This window comes from Kitasatospora sp. NPDC092948 (genome assembly GCF_044754805.1).
Classification (GTDB): Bacteria; Actinomycetota; Actinomycetes; order Streptomycetales; family Streptomycetaceae; genus Kitasatospora.
The window spans coordinates 55,882-72,070 of record NZ_JBIVPU010000010.1 but is presented as its reverse complement, the minus strand read 5'-3'; the positions used below and the strand labels follow the sequence as shown (position 1 = coordinate 72,070).

Annotated in this window: 16 protein-coding genes; 9 read left to right on the top strand and 7 right to left on the bottom strand. The window is 71.7% G+C overall.

Annotation, left to right across the window (positions count from 1 at the left end; genetic code table 11):
* Positions 1-43: 43 nt before the first annotated feature.
* Positions 44-1,213 carry an ROK family protein gene (locus ACIQF6_RS25900; protein WP_400899015.1) on the top strand — a complete coding sequence of 390 codons (1,170 nt, stop codon included), beginning with the start codon at positions 44-46 and terminating at the stop codon, positions 1,211-1,213.
* A gap of 83 nt (positions 1,214-1,296) precedes the next feature.
* Here ACIQF6_RS25900 and ACIQF6_RS25895 read toward each other — a convergent pair whose 3' ends face one another.
* The gene (locus ACIQF6_RS25895) at positions 1,297-1,749 is read right to left on the bottom strand and encodes a MarR family winged helix-turn-helix transcriptional regulator (RefSeq protein WP_400899012.1); all 453 of its coding nucleotides are present in this window, start codon (positions 1,747-1,749) and stop codon (positions 1,297-1,299) included.
* Between the two features lie 79 nt (positions 1,750-1,828).
* Here ACIQF6_RS25895 and ACIQF6_RS25890 point away from each other — a divergent pair, with 79 nt between their 5' ends.
* The 3 genes from ACIQF6_RS25890 to ACIQF6_RS25880 all read left to right on the top strand — a co-directional run bounded on the left by ACIQF6_RS25890 (position 1,829) and on the right by ACIQF6_RS25880 (position 5,472).
* Positions 1,829-2,905 carry a substrate-binding domain-containing protein gene (locus ACIQF6_RS25890; RefSeq protein ID WP_400899010.1) on the top strand — a complete coding sequence of 359 codons (1,077 nt, stop codon included), beginning with the start codon at positions 1,829-1,831 and terminating at the stop codon, positions 2,903-2,905.
* 129 nt (positions 2,906-3,034) lie between these two features.
* Positions 3,035-4,456 carry an APC family permease gene (locus tag ACIQF6_RS25885; RefSeq protein WP_400899008.1) on the top strand — a complete coding sequence of 474 codons (1,422 nt, stop codon included), beginning with the start codon at positions 3,035-3,037 and terminating at the stop codon, positions 4,454-4,456.
* A complete protein-coding gene (locus ACIQF6_RS25880) occupies positions 4,453-5,472 on the top strand; it encodes an acetamidase/formamidase family protein (RefSeq protein WP_400899006.1) in 1,020 nt (339 codons plus the stop codon). The genes ACIQF6_RS25885 and ACIQF6_RS25880 overlap by 4 nt, the downstream gene beginning before the upstream one ends.
* Before the next feature lie 212 nt (positions 5,473-5,684).
* On the opposite strand, the gene ACIQF6_RS25875 is transcribed toward ACIQF6_RS25880, so the two are convergent.
* Complete coding sequence (locus tag ACIQF6_RS25875) at positions 5,685-6,212, bottom strand: MarR family winged helix-turn-helix transcriptional regulator (RefSeq protein WP_400899004.1); 528 nt, start codon at positions 6,210-6,212, stop codon at positions 5,685-5,687.
* A 173-nt stretch (positions 6,213-6,385) separates the two neighbouring features.
* Between ACIQF6_RS25875 and ACIQF6_RS25870 the strand changes: the two genes are divergently transcribed.
* Positions 6,386-6,796 carry an organic hydroperoxide resistance protein gene (locus tag ACIQF6_RS25870; protein WP_400899002.1) on the top strand — a complete coding sequence of 137 codons (411 nt, stop codon included), beginning with the start codon at positions 6,386-6,388 and terminating at the stop codon, positions 6,794-6,796.
* Positions 6,797-7,082: 286 nt separating this feature from the next.
* Here ACIQF6_RS25870 and ACIQF6_RS25865 read toward each other — a convergent pair whose 3' ends face one another.
* Positions 7,083-7,865, bottom strand: a complete 783-nt coding sequence (locus ACIQF6_RS25865) for an SGNH/GDSL hydrolase family protein (protein ID WP_400899000.1) — start codon at positions 7,863-7,865, stop codon at positions 7,083-7,085.
* 150 nt (positions 7,866-8,015) lie between these two features.
* On the opposite strand from ACIQF6_RS25865, the gene ACIQF6_RS25860 reads away from it, so the two are divergent.
* Entirely contained in the window at positions 8,016-8,147 is a 132-nt protein-coding gene (locus ACIQF6_RS25860) for a DUF6126 family protein (RefSeq protein WP_232733748.1), read from the top strand.
* Positions 8,148-8,233: 86 nt separating this feature from the next.
* Here ACIQF6_RS25860 and ACIQF6_RS25855 read toward each other — a convergent pair whose 3' ends face one another.
* Together ACIQF6_RS25855 and ACIQF6_RS25850 are read right to left on the bottom strand one after the other, a co-directional pair.
* Positions 8,234-8,599 (bottom strand): MazG-like family protein, encoded by a 366-nt coding sequence (locus ACIQF6_RS25855; RefSeq protein WP_400898997.1) that lies wholly within the window; start codon positions 8,597-8,599, stop codon positions 8,234-8,236.
* Between the two features lie 173 nt (positions 8,600-8,772).
* Positions 8,773-9,135 (bottom strand): UBP-type zinc finger domain-containing protein, encoded by a 363-nt coding sequence (locus tag ACIQF6_RS25850; protein ID WP_400898995.1) that lies wholly within the window; start codon positions 9,133-9,135, stop codon positions 8,773-8,775.
* Positions 9,136-9,503: 368 nt separating this feature from the next.
* Here ACIQF6_RS25850 and ACIQF6_RS25845 point away from each other — a divergent pair, with 368 nt between their 5' ends.
* Positions 9,504-10,079: a TerD family protein gene (locus tag ACIQF6_RS25845; RefSeq protein ID WP_400898993.1), complete on the top strand. Its 576-nt coding sequence runs from the start codon at positions 9,504-9,506 to the stop codon at positions 10,077-10,079.
* Positions 10,080-10,470: 391 nt separating this feature from the next.
* Positions 10,471-11,454, top strand: a complete 984-nt coding sequence (locus tag ACIQF6_RS25840; RefSeq protein ID WP_400898991.1) for an aldo/keto reductase — start codon at positions 10,471-10,473, stop codon at positions 11,452-11,454.
* A 257-nt stretch (positions 11,455-11,711) separates the two neighbouring features.
* Here the strand turns inward: ACIQF6_RS25840 and ACIQF6_RS25835 are convergent, their stop codons facing one another.
* Positions 11,712-14,894, bottom strand: coding sequence for a glycosyl hydrolase family 18 protein (locus tag ACIQF6_RS25835; protein WP_400898989.1), 3,183 nt, complete (start codon positions 14,892-14,894; stop codon positions 11,712-11,714).
* 325 nt (positions 14,895-15,219) lie between these two features.
* On the opposite strand from ACIQF6_RS25835, the gene ACIQF6_RS25830 reads away from it, so the two are divergent.
* Positions 15,220-15,552, top strand: coding sequence for a hypothetical protein (locus tag ACIQF6_RS25830; RefSeq protein ID WP_400898987.1), 333 nt, complete (start codon positions 15,220-15,222; stop codon positions 15,550-15,552).
* Between the two features lie 389 nt (positions 15,553-15,941).
* Here ACIQF6_RS25830 and ACIQF6_RS25825 read toward each other — a convergent pair whose 3' ends face one another.
* Positions 15,942-16,172 carry a DUF6296 family protein gene (locus ACIQF6_RS25825; RefSeq protein ID WP_400898985.1) on the bottom strand — a complete coding sequence of 77 codons (231 nt, stop codon included), beginning with the start codon at positions 16,170-16,172 and terminating at the stop codon, positions 15,942-15,944.
* Between the last annotated feature and the right edge of the window lie 17 nt (positions 16,173-16,189).

Below are 16,189 nucleotides of genomic sequence, written 5' to 3'. Positions count from 1 at the left end.
TCGAGCCGGTCCGCACCGACGACATACGAAAGGCAGGCGGCAGATGACCGCGGGACGTGCGACGACTTCGGCAGGCGGCGACCCGGAAGCGGCGGCGGACCCACCCGCCGCCCAGGTGCCGATGCTGCCGGCCAGTGCGGCCCAGGTGCTCGCCGCGGTGCGCGCCGCCACCGCGCCGGCCGTCACGGTCGCCGAGGCCGCCGCCGCGACCGGACTCTCCCGCCCCACCGTCGAAGTCGCCCTGGACCGGCTCGCCGCGCACGGCCTGGTCGGCGAACTCGCCCCCGACCCCGGCGAACGCCGCATGGGCCGACCCGCCCGCAACTACCGCTTCCGGCCCGGCGCCGGACACGTCCTCGGCCTCGACATCGGCAAGTACAAGGTGCTCGCCGTCGTCGCCGACCTCGACGGCGACGTGGTGGCCACCCACCGCGTCGAGGTCGACCCGGCGCAGCCGCGCAAGGCCCGGCTGGCCGCGACCCGCACCGCGGCGAAGGCGGCCCTCGCCGCCGTCGGGCTCACCGCCGACCGGCTGTGGGCGGTCACCGCCGGCACCACCGGCATCGTCGACCGCGACGGCCGGATCAAACTCAGCTCCGCCCTCCCCGAATGGACCGGCCTGCACCTGGCCCGCTCACTCGGCCGCACCTTCGCCTGCCCCGTCCTGGTCGACAATGACTGCCGGCTCGCCGCCGTCGCCGAACGCTGGCTCGGCGTCGCCCGCCACGTCGACGACGTCGTCTACCTGCTCGCCGGCATGCGGATGGGCGTCGGCGTCCTCAACGGCGGCGTCCTGCAACGCGGCCACAACGGCTCGCTCGGCGAGATCGGCGCCCTCCCCGAGATCGGCTGGAACGCCGCCCCCGGCCACCTGGTCGACGACCCCGACGCGGAATCCTCCGAACAGGCCGTCACCGCGCTCATCGCCGCCGCGCGGGCCGGAGACCCGGACGCCGCCGAACGGATCCGCCGCTTCCTCGGCGCCATCACCCTCGGCGCCGCGACCGTCGCCCTCGCCTTCGACCCCGAACTCGTCGTCGTCGGCGGCGGATTCTCCCGCGCGGACGACCTGGTCCAGGCCCCCGTCCAGCACGCCCTCGACACCCTCTGCCCGATGCCGCCCCGCGTCGCGTCCTCGGCGCTGGGGGAGGACGCGGTGGCGCTGGGGGCGGTGCGAGTGGCGCTGGACCACGTGGCGGCGCAACTCGCCTGAGGCAGGGGGCGGGCCGGGCCGGGGGGCGTCGGGGCCGAGCCGGGGCCGGGAGGCGGGCCGGAGCGGGGAGGGCGGTGAGGCTGTCAGAGGGTGGCGAGGCGGGTGAGCGGGCCCGTCGGGTCGGGGAGGCCGCAGGCGGTGCGGACGGCGGCGTCGTGGGCGGCGGCCAGGGCGTCGAGGCGCGACAGCCGGGTGCGGCCCTGGCGGGAGAGGTGCGCGGTGATCCGGCGGCGGTCGTGGTCGCCCTGGCGGCGGTGGACCAGCCCGCCGTCCGCGAGCGCGTCCACCAGGCGGCTCAGGCTCGCCTGCGGAATCAGCAGGGCCTGCGCCAACTCGCCCATCGCCCGGCCCTCGCCGTCCGCGAGCGCCCGCAGCACCCGCCACTGGTCGACCGTGCAGTCCTCCTCCGCGAGCGCCGCCGCCAGGCCGGAGGTGAGCCGGCGGTGGGCCAGCGCCACCAGTTCCACCAGCAGCGGCGGCTCGACCGCCGCCGCGGGCACGGCGGAATCCTTCGCGGCAGCGACCTTCGTGGCCATCCGACCCTCCCGTTCCGAGGTCTCCCCGAGCCTCCCGGGCTTTCCCGGGGCCGGGATCCCGACCATACTCGCCCTGGTGATGCCGGATGTCAGACTGGTCGACCCGCTCGACGCGCTGCACCTCCCCAGGGAGGGCGGCGCGTTCCGCGTCGGCCTGGTCGTCCCGCAGTCCGGCCCGCTCGGCCTGACCGGCCCGTCCGCACTCGACGGCGCCCTGCTCGCCGCCCACGAGATCAACGCCCGCGGCGGCATCCACGGCCGCCCCCTCGACCTCGTCCTGGTCGACGGCGGCGGCGCACCCGGCCCCGTCGCCGCGGAAGTCCGCCGACTGCTCGACGCCGGCGCCCTGGACGCCATCGCCGGCTGCCACACCAGCGACGTCCACCGCGCCGTCGAAACCGTCACCGCCGGACGCCTCGCCTACATCTACACCCCGCCGCACGAAGGCGGCACCCGCCGCCCCGGCGTCCTGTGCACCGGCACCGACCCGACCGGCCAACTCGCCTTCGCCGTCACCGAGCTGACGGAGCGTCACCGACTGCGCCGATGGGCCCTGATCGGCAACGACTACATCTGGCCGCGCTCCGTCCACCGCGCCGCCGCCGACCTCGCCACCCGCGCCGGGGCCCGGATCGTGCTGGAGCGCCGCATCCCGTTCGGCACCGTCGAACCGGCCGTCGAAGCACTGCTCGACGCGCTGCGCAGCACCCGCGCCGACGCCCTGCTGCTCAGCCTGATCGGCCGCGACCAGGTCCACTTCAACCGCGCGCTGCGCCGCAGCGGGCTCGACCGGCGGCTCGTGCGGCTGTCCGGCGCGCTGGAGGAGAACGGCCTGCTCGCGCTCGGCGGCGACGACACCGGCACGCTGTACGCCGCCATGCCGTCCTTCGCCACCCTGGCCGAGGAGCCCCGGCAGCTGCTCGGCGAGCGGCACCGGGCACTGTGCGGGCCGTGGGCGCCCGTGCTGGACGCCTACGCGGTCGGGCTCTACGACGGGCTGCAGCTGCTCGCGGCACTGGCCGACCGTCACGCGCTGGAACCGGGCGGCCTCGCCCGATCGGCCGGCCGACTGCTGCGCGGCGCGCCGCGCGCCGTGCACCTGGCCCGCGCCGAGGGTCTCGGATTTTCCGTCCTGCCGTCACCTCGCGCCCGCTGACCTGCGGGTACCGCTGAGCGGTCGCTTTCTCAGCTGGCGGAACGCCGTGGCAAAACCCTTCCATATGGAAATACTTGGCTCTACAGTCTCCCCCACACACCCGCAGGGTCGTCACGGAGAGAGAGCACCATGGCTGACACACCCGCGCCCCGAGGCATCGAGAACTACGGCTACCAACAGGAGCTGCGCAGGTCGCTGACCTTCACCGACCTGCTCGTCTACGGGCTGGTCTTCATGGTGCCGATCGCCCCCTTCGGCATCTTCGGCGGCGTCTTCCAGGGCTCCGGCGGCATGGTCGCCCTGGCGTACGTCCTCGGCATGGTGGCGATGATGTTCACCGCCCTGTCCTACGCCCAGATGTCCCGGGCGTTCCCGATGGCCGGCTCGGTCTACACCTACGCCGGACGCGGCATCGGCGCACCCGTCGGTTTCCTGTCCGGCTGGATGATCCTGCTGGACTACGTGCTGGTGCCGGGCCTGCTCTACCTGATCGCCGGCGTCGCGATGAACTCGCTGGTGCCGTCCGTCCCGGTGTGGCTGTGGCTGGTCGGCTTCGTGCTGCTCAACACCGTCGTCAACTACCTGGGCATCGAGACCACCGCCAAGGTCAACAAGGCCGTGCTGGTCGGCGAACTGGTCGTGCTCGCCGTGTTCCTGGTGGTCGGCGTGATCGCGCTCGCGAACGGCAAGGGCCGCGGCTTCGACTTCACGCCGCTGTACAACTCGCACACCTTCTCGTGGAGCCTGGCCTTCGGCGCGGTCTCGATCGCGGTGCTCAGCTTCCTCGGCTTCGACGGCATCTCCACCCTCTCGGAGGAGAACCGCGACTCCACCAAGGCGATCGGCCGGTCGATGGTGGCCGCACTGCTGCTCGCGGGCACCCTGTTCATCGTGCAGACCTGGGTGGCGTCGCTGCTGGTCGCCGACCCGGACGCGCTGATCCGCGACGGCGACCCGAACGGCACCGCCTTCTACGACGCCGCCCGCACCGCCGGCGGCGGCTGGCTGGCCACCGTGACCGCCGCGTCCACCGCCGTCGCCTGGGGCTTCGCCAACTCGCTGGTCGCGCAGGCCGCCACCTCGCGTCTGCTGTTCGCGATGGCCCGCGACCGCCAGCTGCCCCGCTTCCTCGCCAAGATCCACCCCACCCGCCGGGTGCCCGTCAACGCGACCCTGCTGACCGCCGGCATCTCGCTGGTGCTCGGCCTGTACATGGCCTCGCGCAGCGACGGCATCACCCTGCTCAGCACCCTGGTCAACTTCGGTGCGCTGACCACCTTCCTGGTGCTGCACGTCGCCGTCGTCGTCCACTACCTGATCCGCAAGCGCAGCAAGGACTACTGGCGGCACCTGATCGCCCCGCTGCTGGGCTTCGCGATCCTCGCCTACGTGGTCGTCAACGCCAACATCGCCGCCCAACGGCTCGGCTTCGTCTGGCTGTTGATCGGCGGGATCGTCCTGGCCGGCCTGATGCTGACCGGCCGCCGGCCCCGACTGGCCGTCACCGAGGCCGACGCCGCCACCACCACCCCCGAGGAGACCGAGAAGTGAGCCTGCCCGAGATCGTCCAGCTGAACCCCGCGCCGGAGGACTGGGCGTACACCTTCGGCGGACGCGCCCCGCTGACCACCGTTCAGCCCGGCAGCATCGTCGAACTGACCACCGAGGACTGCTTCGGCGGCAAGGTCCGCGGCACCGGCGACCTGCCCAGCCAGGTCTGCGTCTTCCCCTACCTCAACCCCGTGACCGGCCCGATCGCGGTGGCCGGGGCCGAGCCCGGGGACGTCCTCGCCGTGCACTTCGTGGAGATCACCCCCGCCCGGGACCACGGCATCTCCAGCACCTTCCCGCACTTCGGCGCGCTGACCGCCACCCACCAGACCGCGATGCTGCACCCCGCGCTGGAGGAACGCGTCTGGATCTACGACCTCGACGTCGCCGCGGGCCTGTGCCACTTCCGGGCCCGGCGCGGCGACTTCACCGTCGCGCTGCCGCTCGACCCGATGCACGGCACCGTCGGCGTCGCCCCCGCCGCCGGCGAGGTGCTGGCCTCGATCACGCCCGGCGCGCACGGCGGCAACCTGGACACTCCCGAGATGCGGGCCGGCACCACCGCGTACTTCGGCGTCAACGTCGATGGCGGCCTGCTGGCCATCGGCGACGGGCACGCCCGCCAGGGCGAGGGCGAGGTGTGCGGCACCGCCGTCGAGGCGGCCATGCGCACCACCGTGATCGTCGACCTGATCAAGGGCGGCGGACCGGCCTGGCCCCGCCTGGAGAACGACGACTACCTGATCAGCACCGGCTCCGCCCGCCCGCTGGAGGACGCGTTCCGGATCAGCCAGCACGACCTGGTCGGCTGGACCGGCGAACTCCTGGGTCTGGACCAGCTCGACGCCTACCAGTTGGTCAGCCAGGCCGGTCTGGCGCCGGCCGCGAACGTCTGCGACACCAACTACACGATGGTCGCCAAGCTGCCGAAGTCCGTCCTCGGCCGGGCCCGCGCGTACGACGGGCTGCACGAGCAGCTCCGCGAGACCGCGGCGGCGTACCTGCGGCACCGGTAGGACCGGCCGGGGCGACGCTCTCCTGACGACAGCCGGCGCCCGGGCGGGGAGGAACCTCCCTGGCCGGGCGCCGGCTGCGTGGTTCAGGTTGCGATTGCGTCGTTCAGGCTTCGGCTGGGTGGGTTCGGGTTGCGGCTGGCTGGCTGGCTGGGTTGCGGTTGCGGCTGGTTGCGGCTGCGGCTGCCGGGTTTTCGGGGTGCGGCCGCTTCGTCTCAGGCCCCGGCCGCGTCCAGGTTCGCGGTCAGGCGGGTGAGCAGTTCGCGCAGCGTGCGCAGGTCGGAGAGGGGGAGTCCGGCCGCGGCGCCGATGTACCGGGGGACGGCGCGGGCGGGTTCGCGCAGGTCGCGGCCGGTCGGGGTGAGCGAGACGATCACCGACCGCTCGTCCTGCGGGCTGCGCTCGCGCACCACCAGCCCCGTCGCCTCCAGCCGCTTGAGCAGCGGGGAGAGCGTGCCGGAGTCCAGCCGCAGGCGCTCGCCGAGGCGCTTGACGGGGAGTTCGTCGTGCTCCCAGAGCACCAGCATCACGAGGTACTGGGGGTACGTCAGACCGATGTCCTTCAGCGCCGTCCGGTAGATGCTGCCGAACGCGCGGGACGCGGCGCTCAGCGAGAAGCAGAGCTGCTGGTCGAGCAGGAGCAGGTCGGAGCCAGCGGCCGCGAGGTCGTCCAGCGTCGCGTCAACTCCGTGGGGTGCCCCGGGAGTTCGGTTCTCGTCGGGCCTGGTCTCGTGCCTGGTCATGGTTCAAGGGTAGCAAGCGGGTCGGTCGAGCCCGATTGAGTTGTGCGCAATTGAATTGGGTGCTTTACTTCTGGGGCAGGGCAGGCCGGGGACGGCGCCGCGGACGAGTGCCGCCGGACGGAACCGGTCCGCCGAAGACGAACGCTGGGATCAGGACGACAGGAGAGCTCGACATGGAACCGCTCTACACCGCCGTTGCCACCTCCAACGGCCGCGAGGGCCGCTCCGTCACCTCGGACGGCAAGCTCGACCTCAAGCTCTCGATGCCGCCCGCGCTGGGCGGCGACGGTGTGGGCACCAACCCCGAGCAGCTGTTCGCCGCCGGGTACGCGGCCTGCTTCTCGGGCGCGCTCGGCCTGGTCGCCCGCCAGTCGAAGGTCGACATCTCGGACGTCTCGGTCACCGCCGAGGTCACCATCGGCACCGACGAGACCGGCTTCGGCCTGGCCGTCGTCATTCGGGTGGAACTGCCGGAAGACCTGGCCGGCGAGACCGGTGAACTGCTGGTCAAGCAGGCCCACCAGGTCTGCCCGTACTCCAAGGCGATCAGCGGGAACATTCCGGTGGAGCTGATCGTCGAGTAGGGCAGAGGCAGCAGGCAGGGGTCTCACCTGGGGTCTGCGGGCCGCATCCGCGTGGGGGCGGAGCGGCCCGCAGTGGTGTCCGGGTACTTCCCTGCGCTGTACGGGCGCTTGCCCGGCGTTGTCCAGGTGCTTCCCCGGCGTGGTCCGGGTACTTGCCCGGCCGGGACTCGGTCGCTCGGTTGCTCGACCGGTCGATAGGTTGGTCGAGCGGTTGGTCGAGCGGTTGGGCCGGGCTTGGGTCGGGCCGGGCGTGGGTCGGGCCGGGGGTCGGCCGGTAAGCCTCGGGTCAGAGCGGGAGCAGCTCCGGGCGCTTCGCCTCGATGTGGTCGCCGGACGACTCGCCGCGCAGGCGACGGCCCACCCACGGCAGCAGGTAGGTGCGGGCCCATTGGAGGTTCTCCCGGCGCTGCTCCGCCGGGGTGGTGACCGGCGCCGGCGGCCAGGCCGCCTCGGGGTCGTCGAGCCCCGTCATGCCGAGGGCGCGCCCCGCCAGCAGCGCCACCCGCTGGTGGCCCTCCGGCGACAGGTGCAGCCGGTCCTCCGACCAGGCCCGGCGGTCGTGCACCGCACGCAGCGACCACAGGTCCGCGACGGCCAGGCCGTTGCGGTCGGCGATCGCCCACAGGTGGGAGTTGTAGGTCGCCACCTTGCCGCGCAGGTGACGCAGCACCGGCACGGTGCGGGTGTCGAAGCCGGTGCAGATCAGCACCCGACCGGCATGCTCGCGCAGCTCCAGGACGGCCGACTCGAAGTGCTCGGCGATCAGGTCCGGGTCGCTGCCCGGACGCAGGATGTCATTGCCGCCCGCGCACAACGTGACCAGCTCGGGCTGGAGTTCGCGGACCTTCGGGACCTGCTCGGCGACGATCTGGTCCAGCAGACGGCCGCGCACGGCCAGGTTGGCGTACCGGAAGTCGGACTCCGGACGTCGCGCGGCCAGCATGCCGGCCAGCCGGTCGGCCCAGCCGGCGAACTGCCCGTCGGGGCCGGGATCGTTCAGGCCCTCGGTGAAACTGTCACCGAGCGCGGCGTACGAACTGATGTCGAGGGTCTCCTGGTAGTCGGCCATGGAGGAGATAGTTCACTGTGTGAAGTGACCTACGCCACCGTAGGTGGCCGGTAGCGGACCGTGATCTCCGCCACGGGCCCTCGCCGGGCTACTCTTCATGGGTGCGGGGGACGGGCAGACGCGAGCGGGCGACGACGACAGGAGACCGGTGTGACCAGCGACGGCGTGCGTGACGAGAAGGCGCGTCGCAAGCAGATGATGATCCGCGCGCTGATCTACATCGTGGGTACCCACCTGTTTGCCGGCTTCGTGGGCCTGCTGTTCGTCGTCGGCCACCGCTGACACCGCCCCTGCCGCGGGGCTGCGCCGGCACCCCTCTGCCGCGGGGCTGCCCCAGTGCCCCTTGCTGAGGGGCTGCACCGGTGCCGTTACTTCGGGGCTGTACCGGTGTCCTTACTTCGGGCTGTGTCGGTCCGCGGACCGGGCAGCGCCCGGGCGGCGACCTTGGCCAGGTGAGCGTCGAACGCGGCGGCCGGATCCGGGTGCACCCGGGCCAGCGCGACCATCGCGGTGATCATCACGTCGCACAGTTCGCCCGCCACGTCGTCCCAGGTGTGCGAGAAGCCCTTGCGCGGATTCTGACCCAGCGCGCCGATCACCGCCTCGGCCACCTCGCCGGCCTCCTCGCTGACCTTCAGGCACTGCAACACCCGCTGCATCTCCGGGGATTGACTGCTTCCCTCGGCCAGCCACGCGGCCAGTCGCCGCACCGTCTCCCACTGCTGCGCTTCCACGTCCGCGCCCCTTTCGCCGCCGCAGGCTGCGCCGCCGTCCGTGTCGCCGGCTGTGCTGCCGTCCGTGCTGCCGTCCGTGCTGCCGCAACGACCGTACCCGGCGTGGACGGTGCTCGGGCGCGGTCGTTGCGGTTGTTGCGGTCGCCGTGATCGCTTCGGACGGGGCGGGCGGGTCAGCGCAGGCGCTGCTGCCAGTCGATCGGGACGTGGCCGGCCGGGCCGGGCACCGGCTGGGTGACCGGGTGCGCGGACGGGCCGGTCAGCGACGGGCCCTCGTAGAACTCCTCGGTCTCGGTGTTCCAGAACCAGTCCTCACCCGGCTCGAAACTGGTCAGGAACGGATGGCCGGCCGACCGGGCGTGCGTGGTGGCGTGCTGGGACGGCGAGGAGTCGCAGCACCCGATGTGTCCGCATGCCGCGCACCGGCGCAGGTGGAACCACCAGCCCTGACCTTCGCCGGCCAGACACTCCACGCAGCCGTCGCCACTGGGCGGCACCTTCGGGTCGATACCGGGGATCGTCGTGTCGTCACTCATCTCGGGCACCTCCTCGGAAAGGGTATGCCGGGGGTGGCGGCCGACGCCGGTAAGACGGGGCCCGGGCGCGGCGCGACGCTGCGCGACGTTGTGCGACCTTGTGTGACGCCGCGCGATTTGCGAGGCGGGCTCGACGGGTTGCGGTGGCAGGTGGGGCGGGATTGTGCGGGCGGGGGTGGGGGTGACGTTTGACGCCGCTCAGGGGTTTCCTTTGCCGTCCCAGGGGTGCTGACGGTGTGAAGGTGGATTCCGTACTGATCTACAGTGCTGTAGATTCAAGAACGGGGCCTGGGCCTGCGGACGCGGCCGGGGGCCGGCCGCCGGGCCGAACTGCCGGGCCCGGCACGGGGATACCACAGGAGGGCAACATGGGAGTCTCGCTCGCCAAGGGCGGAAACGTCTCGCTGACGAAGGAGGCCCCGGGGCTCACCGCCGTCATCGTCGGCCTCGGCTGGGACGTTCGCGCCACCACGGGCGCCGACTTCGACCTCGACGCCAGCGCACTGCTGTGCAACGAGGCCGGCCGGGTCCTCAGCGACCAGCACTTCGTCTTCTACAACAACCTTCGCAGCCCCGAGGGTTCGGTCGAGCACAGCGGCGACAACCTCACCGGCGGCGGTGGCGGCGACGACGAGCAGATCAAGGTCGACCTGATGGCCGTCCCGCCGCAGGTCGCCAAGGTCGTCTTCCCGGTGTCGATCTACGACGCCGAGCAGCGCCGCCAGAGCTTCGGCCAGGTCCGCAACGCATTCATCCGCGTCATCAACGAGGCCGACGGCAGCGAGGTCGCGCGCTACGACCTGACCGAGGACGCGTCCACCGAGACCGCGATGGTCTTCGGCGAGCTCTACCGCTACGGCTCCGAATGGAAGTTCCGCGCCATCGGCCAGGGCTACGCGTCGGGCCTGCGCGGCATCGCGCTGGACTACGGCGTCAACGTCTGACGCATTCAGCGGTCAAGCCGGGGGCCGGATCCGAGGGATCCGGCCCCCGTCGCGTTTTCTGCGCTCGCTTCGACGAACCGCACCTTCCGGCCGAGACGGGCTGACGATGCGGCGGCCCGTCGCCGCGCGGTGGGCGCAGCTCCCAGCGCGGCCGCCAGCGCGGCCGTTACGACGGAGGCGTGGGACCGGGCGTGGTCCGCACCCTCGACGAGGCTCGGCGAACGGCACGGTGGCGTCGGCAGGTTCGGCGGCGGGTCGTCGGTGACAAGACATCCGCGCAGCAGTCGGGTCGTCTCGGTGCGGTGCGGTGCGGTGCGGTGCGGTGCGGCGCGGTGGTGGCGGCGGGGGTGTCGGGGTTGGGTGGGGGCGGGCGGTGTGGCAGGCTCGGCGCATGGAACAGCGTGTACTTGGCCGGACCGGGCGTCCGGTGTCGGTGGTGGGTCTCGGGACGTGGCAGCTGGGCGCCGACTGGGGCGTGGTGCTGGAGGACGACGCGCTGGCGGTGCTCGATGCCGCCGCCGACGCCGGGGTGACGTTCTTCGACACCGCCGACGTCTACGGGGACGGCCGCAGCGAGCAGTTGATCGGGCGTTTCCTGAAGTCCCGGCAGGGTGAGGGCCTGACGGTCGCCACCAAGCTCGGCCGGCGGCTGCCGCAGCTGCCGGAGAACTACACCCTCGCCAACTTCCGTGAGTGGACCGACCGTTCGCGTCGCAACCTGGGCGTGGAGCGGCTCGATCTGGTGCAGCTGCACTGCCCGCCCACGGCGGTGTACTCCAGTGACGAGGTGTTCGACGCGCTCGACACCCTGGTCGAGGAGGGCCGCACCGCGGCGTACGGCGTCAGCGTGGAGACGTGCGCGGAGGCGTTGACCGCGATCGCCCGGCCCGGCGTCGCCAGCGTGCAGATCATCCTGAACCCGTTCCGGCTGAAGCCGCTGGACGAGGTGCTGCCCGCCGCCGAGAAGGCCGGGGTCGGCATCATCGCCCGCGTGCCGTTGGCGTCCGGCCTGCTGTCCGGCAAGTACACCAAGAGCACCCTGTTCGGCGCGGACGACCACCGCACCTACAACCGGGACGGCTCCGCGTTCGACCAGGGCGAGACGTTCTCCGGCGTCGACTTCGCGACCGGCGTCGAGGCCGCCGAGGAGTTCGCCCGTCTCGCCCCGCCCGGAGCCACCTCCGCGCAGACCGCGCTGCGCTGGATCGTTCAGCAGCCCGGCGTCACCACGGTCATCCCCGGTGCCCGCAACCCCGAGCAGGCGCGGGCGAACGCCGAGACGGCCGCTCTGCCGCCGCTCTCGCCGCAGACCCTGACCGCCGTCCAGGACCTGTACGACCGCCGCCTGCGGGCGCAGGTGCACTCGCGCTGGTGAGCGCCGGCTGACCGTCCGCGAGGCAACGGGAAAGCGCTTACCGGACGGCGTCGGACGCGTTGTCGGGCGGTGTCGGGTGGTGTCGGTCGGTGTCGGCAAGCGCTTTCCCGCTCCCGCCTCCGCCTCCGCCTCCGCCTCCGCCTCCGCCTCCGCGTCCGCCTCCGCGTCCGACTCCGCTCCCGCCGCCCGCTTCTGTTGGCGTGACCACATGTGTGGAGGCCCGTGCCGGGGCACGGGCCTCCCACGGTGCCGGGGTGTCAGTTGCCCATGCCGGTTGCCGCGTTGAGCAGGGTGCTCGACGAGTCGTCGCCGTCGAGGGAGTAGATCATGATGCCTCCGAGGCCCATGCTCTTGATGTACTGCCGTTTGTCGGCGAGGGAGTCGGGGGTCTCGATGCTCCAGAAGTTGGTGCCGTCGTAGATCCAGGTGCTCCTGGCCTGCTGGTCGTAGTAGTAACTGCCGGTCAGACCTGCTGCTTTGAGTTCCTTCCAGACGGCGGTGCCGGGTTGCTGGGAGAGCGGGAAGGGCGCGGTGGGGCCGGTGACGGACTGGTAGCGGCCGTGCTGTCCGCCGTCGGGTGCGCCGGTCCAGCCGCGTCCGTAGAACGGGACGCCCAGGGCCAGCTTGCCGGCCGGGAAGCCGCCGCCGAGGTAGTGGGTGATCGCGTCGTTGACGGTGAAGCCGGTGCCGAAGGCCGGGCTTGCGGGGCTGTCGTACAGCGGGGCCTGGAAGTTGGTGGGCCCGTTGGTCTCGAAGGCGCCGTGCATGTCGTAGGTCATGACGTCGCCCAGGTCGAGGGCGTTGGCGATGCTCGGGAGGTCGAGGTTGTTGATCTCGCGGGGCCCGGCAGGCAGCGCGGCGGTGAGCATGTGCTGGCCGCCGAGGGCGTTGAGTTCGCTGCGGAACTCGTTGAGCAGGGCGGTGTAGTTGGCCCCGTCCTGCGGGGAGACGTGGTTGCCCGCGTGGCCGTTGGCGCTGCCCGGGAACTCCCAGTCGATGTCGAACCCGTCGAAGACCCCGGCCGCGACGCCGGCACCGCCGGCCGGGTCGTCGCCGACCGTCGGCAGGTTGCCCTTGATGTACATGTCGATGCAGGAGCTGACGAACTTCTTGCGGGCGTCGTCGGTGGCGGCCGCGTCCGAGAAGTACTTCGAGTACGTCCACCCGCCGATCGACACCAGGACCTTCAGGTTCGGATACTTGGCCTTCAACTGCTTGAGCTGGTTGAAGTTGCCCCGCAGCGGCTGGCTCCAGTTGTCGCTGCTGCCGTCGACGCTGATGTCGGACGTGTAGATCTTCTGATAGTCGGCGTACGCGTCGGCCGAGCCGTCGTTGCCGGTGGTGTCGCTCTCGTCCGGCGACGACGGCTTGTTCGCCGCCATGCAGGTCAGGTTGACCGGGTCGATGTTCTCGAACGCGTAGTTGAGGACGGTCAGCTTGTCGGCGATGCCGTCGGTGTCGAGGTTCTTCGGGTAGAAGGCGTTGGCGTACGTCGACCAGCCGGTGTAGTAGCCGACCCGCTGCGCGGGCTGACCGGCGTCGGGGGTGACGATGCGCAGGTACGACTCGAAGCCGTCCGGGTCCGTGTCGCGCTGCGGTGAGCCGGTCAGGTCGAACGGGCTGAGGATGAACTGCTGGTTGGGGTCGGCGTTGCAGTTCCAGGCGTCCAGGTAGCCGTCGTTGGGGTTGCTGGGAGCCCCCGCGACGTCCATGCACAGATCGGGGTAGAGGACGCTCTGCAGGACCACCTGACCGTCGTCGAGCTGGTAGGCGTGCCAGAGCTGGCTCGTCCCGCCGCTGCAGTCCCACAGGACGAGTTTGCGGCCGGCGGTGACGTTCCGGTCGCTCTGGTAGATGTCGATGCAGCGGTGGCTGCCCACGCCCTCGAAGGTGACGACGTTGTCTCCGCGCCAGTGGGGGATCCAGCCCTGGTTGCTCAGGCCGTTGCGGTGCCAGGAGACGATGTCCGTGTCGTTGGCGGTCCGCTCGTGGTAGGCGTCCAGGACGCCGCCGGAGATCGCGGCCCCGATCGTGACCGTCGCCGGCGTGATCCGCGACAGGTCGTCAGGGTGCGCGACCTGCGTGTTGCTCGGGTGGGCGGGCGTGATGACCCACCGTTCGTTGGGGGTGTTCTCGCAGCCGTACAGGATGATGTTCGCGGTCAGGTTGGGGTCGCTCTGGCCGCCGTCGATGTTCATGCACAGGCCGGGCAGCAGCACGCTCTGGAACTGGTACTGCTCGTTGCCCAGGGAGACGGGCACCCACCGCTGGCTGGCCGTGTCGGAGCAGTCCCAGAGCGAGAGGGACCGGCCGGAACCCGGATTCTGCTCGCTGTTGGTGATGTCGATGCACCTGCCGCTGCCCTCGCCCTGGAAGCGGACCGTGTTGTCGCCGTAGAAGTCCAGCGTCCAGCTCTGGTTGCTCTGTCCGTTGCGGATGTAGGAGTCGACGGGGGTGAGGTTGTCGGTCCGCTCGTGGTAGACGTCCAGGACGCCGCCGGCGGCCATGCTCTCCACCGCCCGTCCGCCGACGGACTGCGTGTGGGTCGCGGCGGCCGTCAACTGGCCGACGAGCACGGGCATGTGGTCGGAGTCGAGGAAGTCCCGGTTGATGTTGACCATCGGTGCGACCATCACACCGCCAGGGTTGCCGCCGGAGTAGACCGCGTAGTCGAGTTCGCCGCCCGACGCCTGGGTCTGCTGCCCGCTGCTGAAGATGCCGGCCCCGGCGGGAAGCCCCGCCGCCTGGAGAGATGCCGGACTCCGGTTCCAGTCGCCGAGGGCGACCCAGTCCTCGCCCTGATTGCGGGCCGCCACGAACTGGCTGATGTTCCGCAGCAGCCCGGGAGCGTCGGGGCCGCCGGTGCCGGACAGGGCATGGACGGTGAAGTACCAGGTGCTGCCGAATCGCAGGCCCAGCGTCGCACGCGCCGCCCAACCGGTCTGCGGCCCCAGCGGGTTGGGCACGATGACGACATCGTCCGCCCCCCGTTCGGTGACGAAGCCGATGTTGACGCGCCCGCCGTCCCAGGTGCCGTTCTGCGTGTCCGTCTGCAGGAAGTACACGTCGTGGTTGACGCCGCCGGAGGCCCACTGGCTGTGGCGCACCTGCTGCGGACCGCCCGCGTTCGCGGAGGGCGGCAGGGTGCCCTGGAGGTTGGCATTGCCCGGGATGGGCACCAGGCCGCCGTTGGCGAGGCTGAGGTTTTCCCTGGTGGTCCCGCGGGCCTCCCGCGGCACGTCCGATCCCATCTCCTGGAGCGCCAGGATCGGCGGTCTCACCGCCCCGTTGACCATGTTGCCGATGTTGATGGTCCACTTGCTCTGGCCACCCGACTGGGCACCCTGCATGTTCCAGGTGATCAGCGGCGGCGAGCCTGGAACGGCGGCAGCCGGCGCCGCCGTCACCAGGCCCAGCAGGCCGGCCGCCAGCGTGAGCACGACTGAGACGGCGACATTTCGCCGTCGGCCGCGGCCTGTTGAGTCGGTCGAGGCAGGTCTCTGCATTGTCATTTACTCCCATTCCGAGGACAGGCCGCGCACGGGACTGTCCTCAAACGACCTGTGGTGTTCTGGCTGGCTGGATCTTCCGGTTCGGCACACGGACGAAGGCATGCTCGACAGGGGCAGGACCTTCCGGTGGGGCGTTGTGTTCCGCTGGCCGGGCTGGGGCTGGGGCTGGGGCTGGGGCTGTGGGGCTGGAGCTGGGGCTCGGCTGTGGGGCTGGGCAGGGCCGGAGCGAGTCGGGGCCGACGTCGGTGACGAGGTGTCAGACCGCAGCTGGGCATCGGCGCGGGAGTGGGTGCGGGTGCGGGTGCGGGTGTGGGCGCGGGTGTGGGCGTTCACGGAGACGAGGAGCTTCGACACCGGCGGCCGTGCGGGTGTGGTTGAGGCCGGGCGCTCTGCCGTGATCGTGTTGCCTGTGCGCGAGCAGCAGGTCGCGGTACTTCTGCTGCGGCTCGCGCCTCACCTGGAGCGTGCCGTCGGGGCCGTGCTCACGCGGCTCGGCGTCGATGTCCTCGGCGAGCCTGCGGTCCTGTGTCCGGGCCGGCCGGAGAACCCGGCGTCCGTGCCCGACCGCGGTTCGGGCGCAGCCTGAGCGGAGTCGGACGCAACGGCGATAGCGCCGTGCACGGGGGCGAGGGCAGGGCCGGCTGATTCGGACATGGCGCACCTTCCGCTCGACTGGGCTTTGCCAAGCGTGGGCCGGTCAGTGGGTTCCGCTTTGTCTGCCGGTGCATCCGCATCCGTCCCGGAGTGCACGCGTACGGTCGTTTCCGCTCAACCGTTTCATCCGCCCGGATCTGCGCCGACAACGGGAAAGCGCTTGCCGGGTGGTGTCGGCAAGCGCTTTCCCGTTGCTGTCCGGGGTTCAGGGTTCGGGCCCGGGGTTCAGGCTTCGGGGGCTGGGTTCAGGGCTGGGGCGGGGCGGGGCGGGCGTTCGGGTGTAGTGGCGTCCAGCGTGGCGGCGGAGTGTCGCTGCGGGGATCAGGGCAGTGGTTCGGCGTGCATCGGCGTCCGGGGAGTCTGGTGGCCGCCGCTCGCCATCATCCGGACCTCGCCGGCGTCACTGATCTCGGCCTGCACGATGCCGGACGCGTCCGCGTACACGGGGTGCCCGCCGGGCCCTCGGGTGCCGGTCGCCTCGACCACCACCACGTCCTGATCGGCGTGGCCGCCGATCTCCCCGGGGAAGGTGAGAGCGAATCGTCGAGCCATGGCCGGACCTCCTTCCG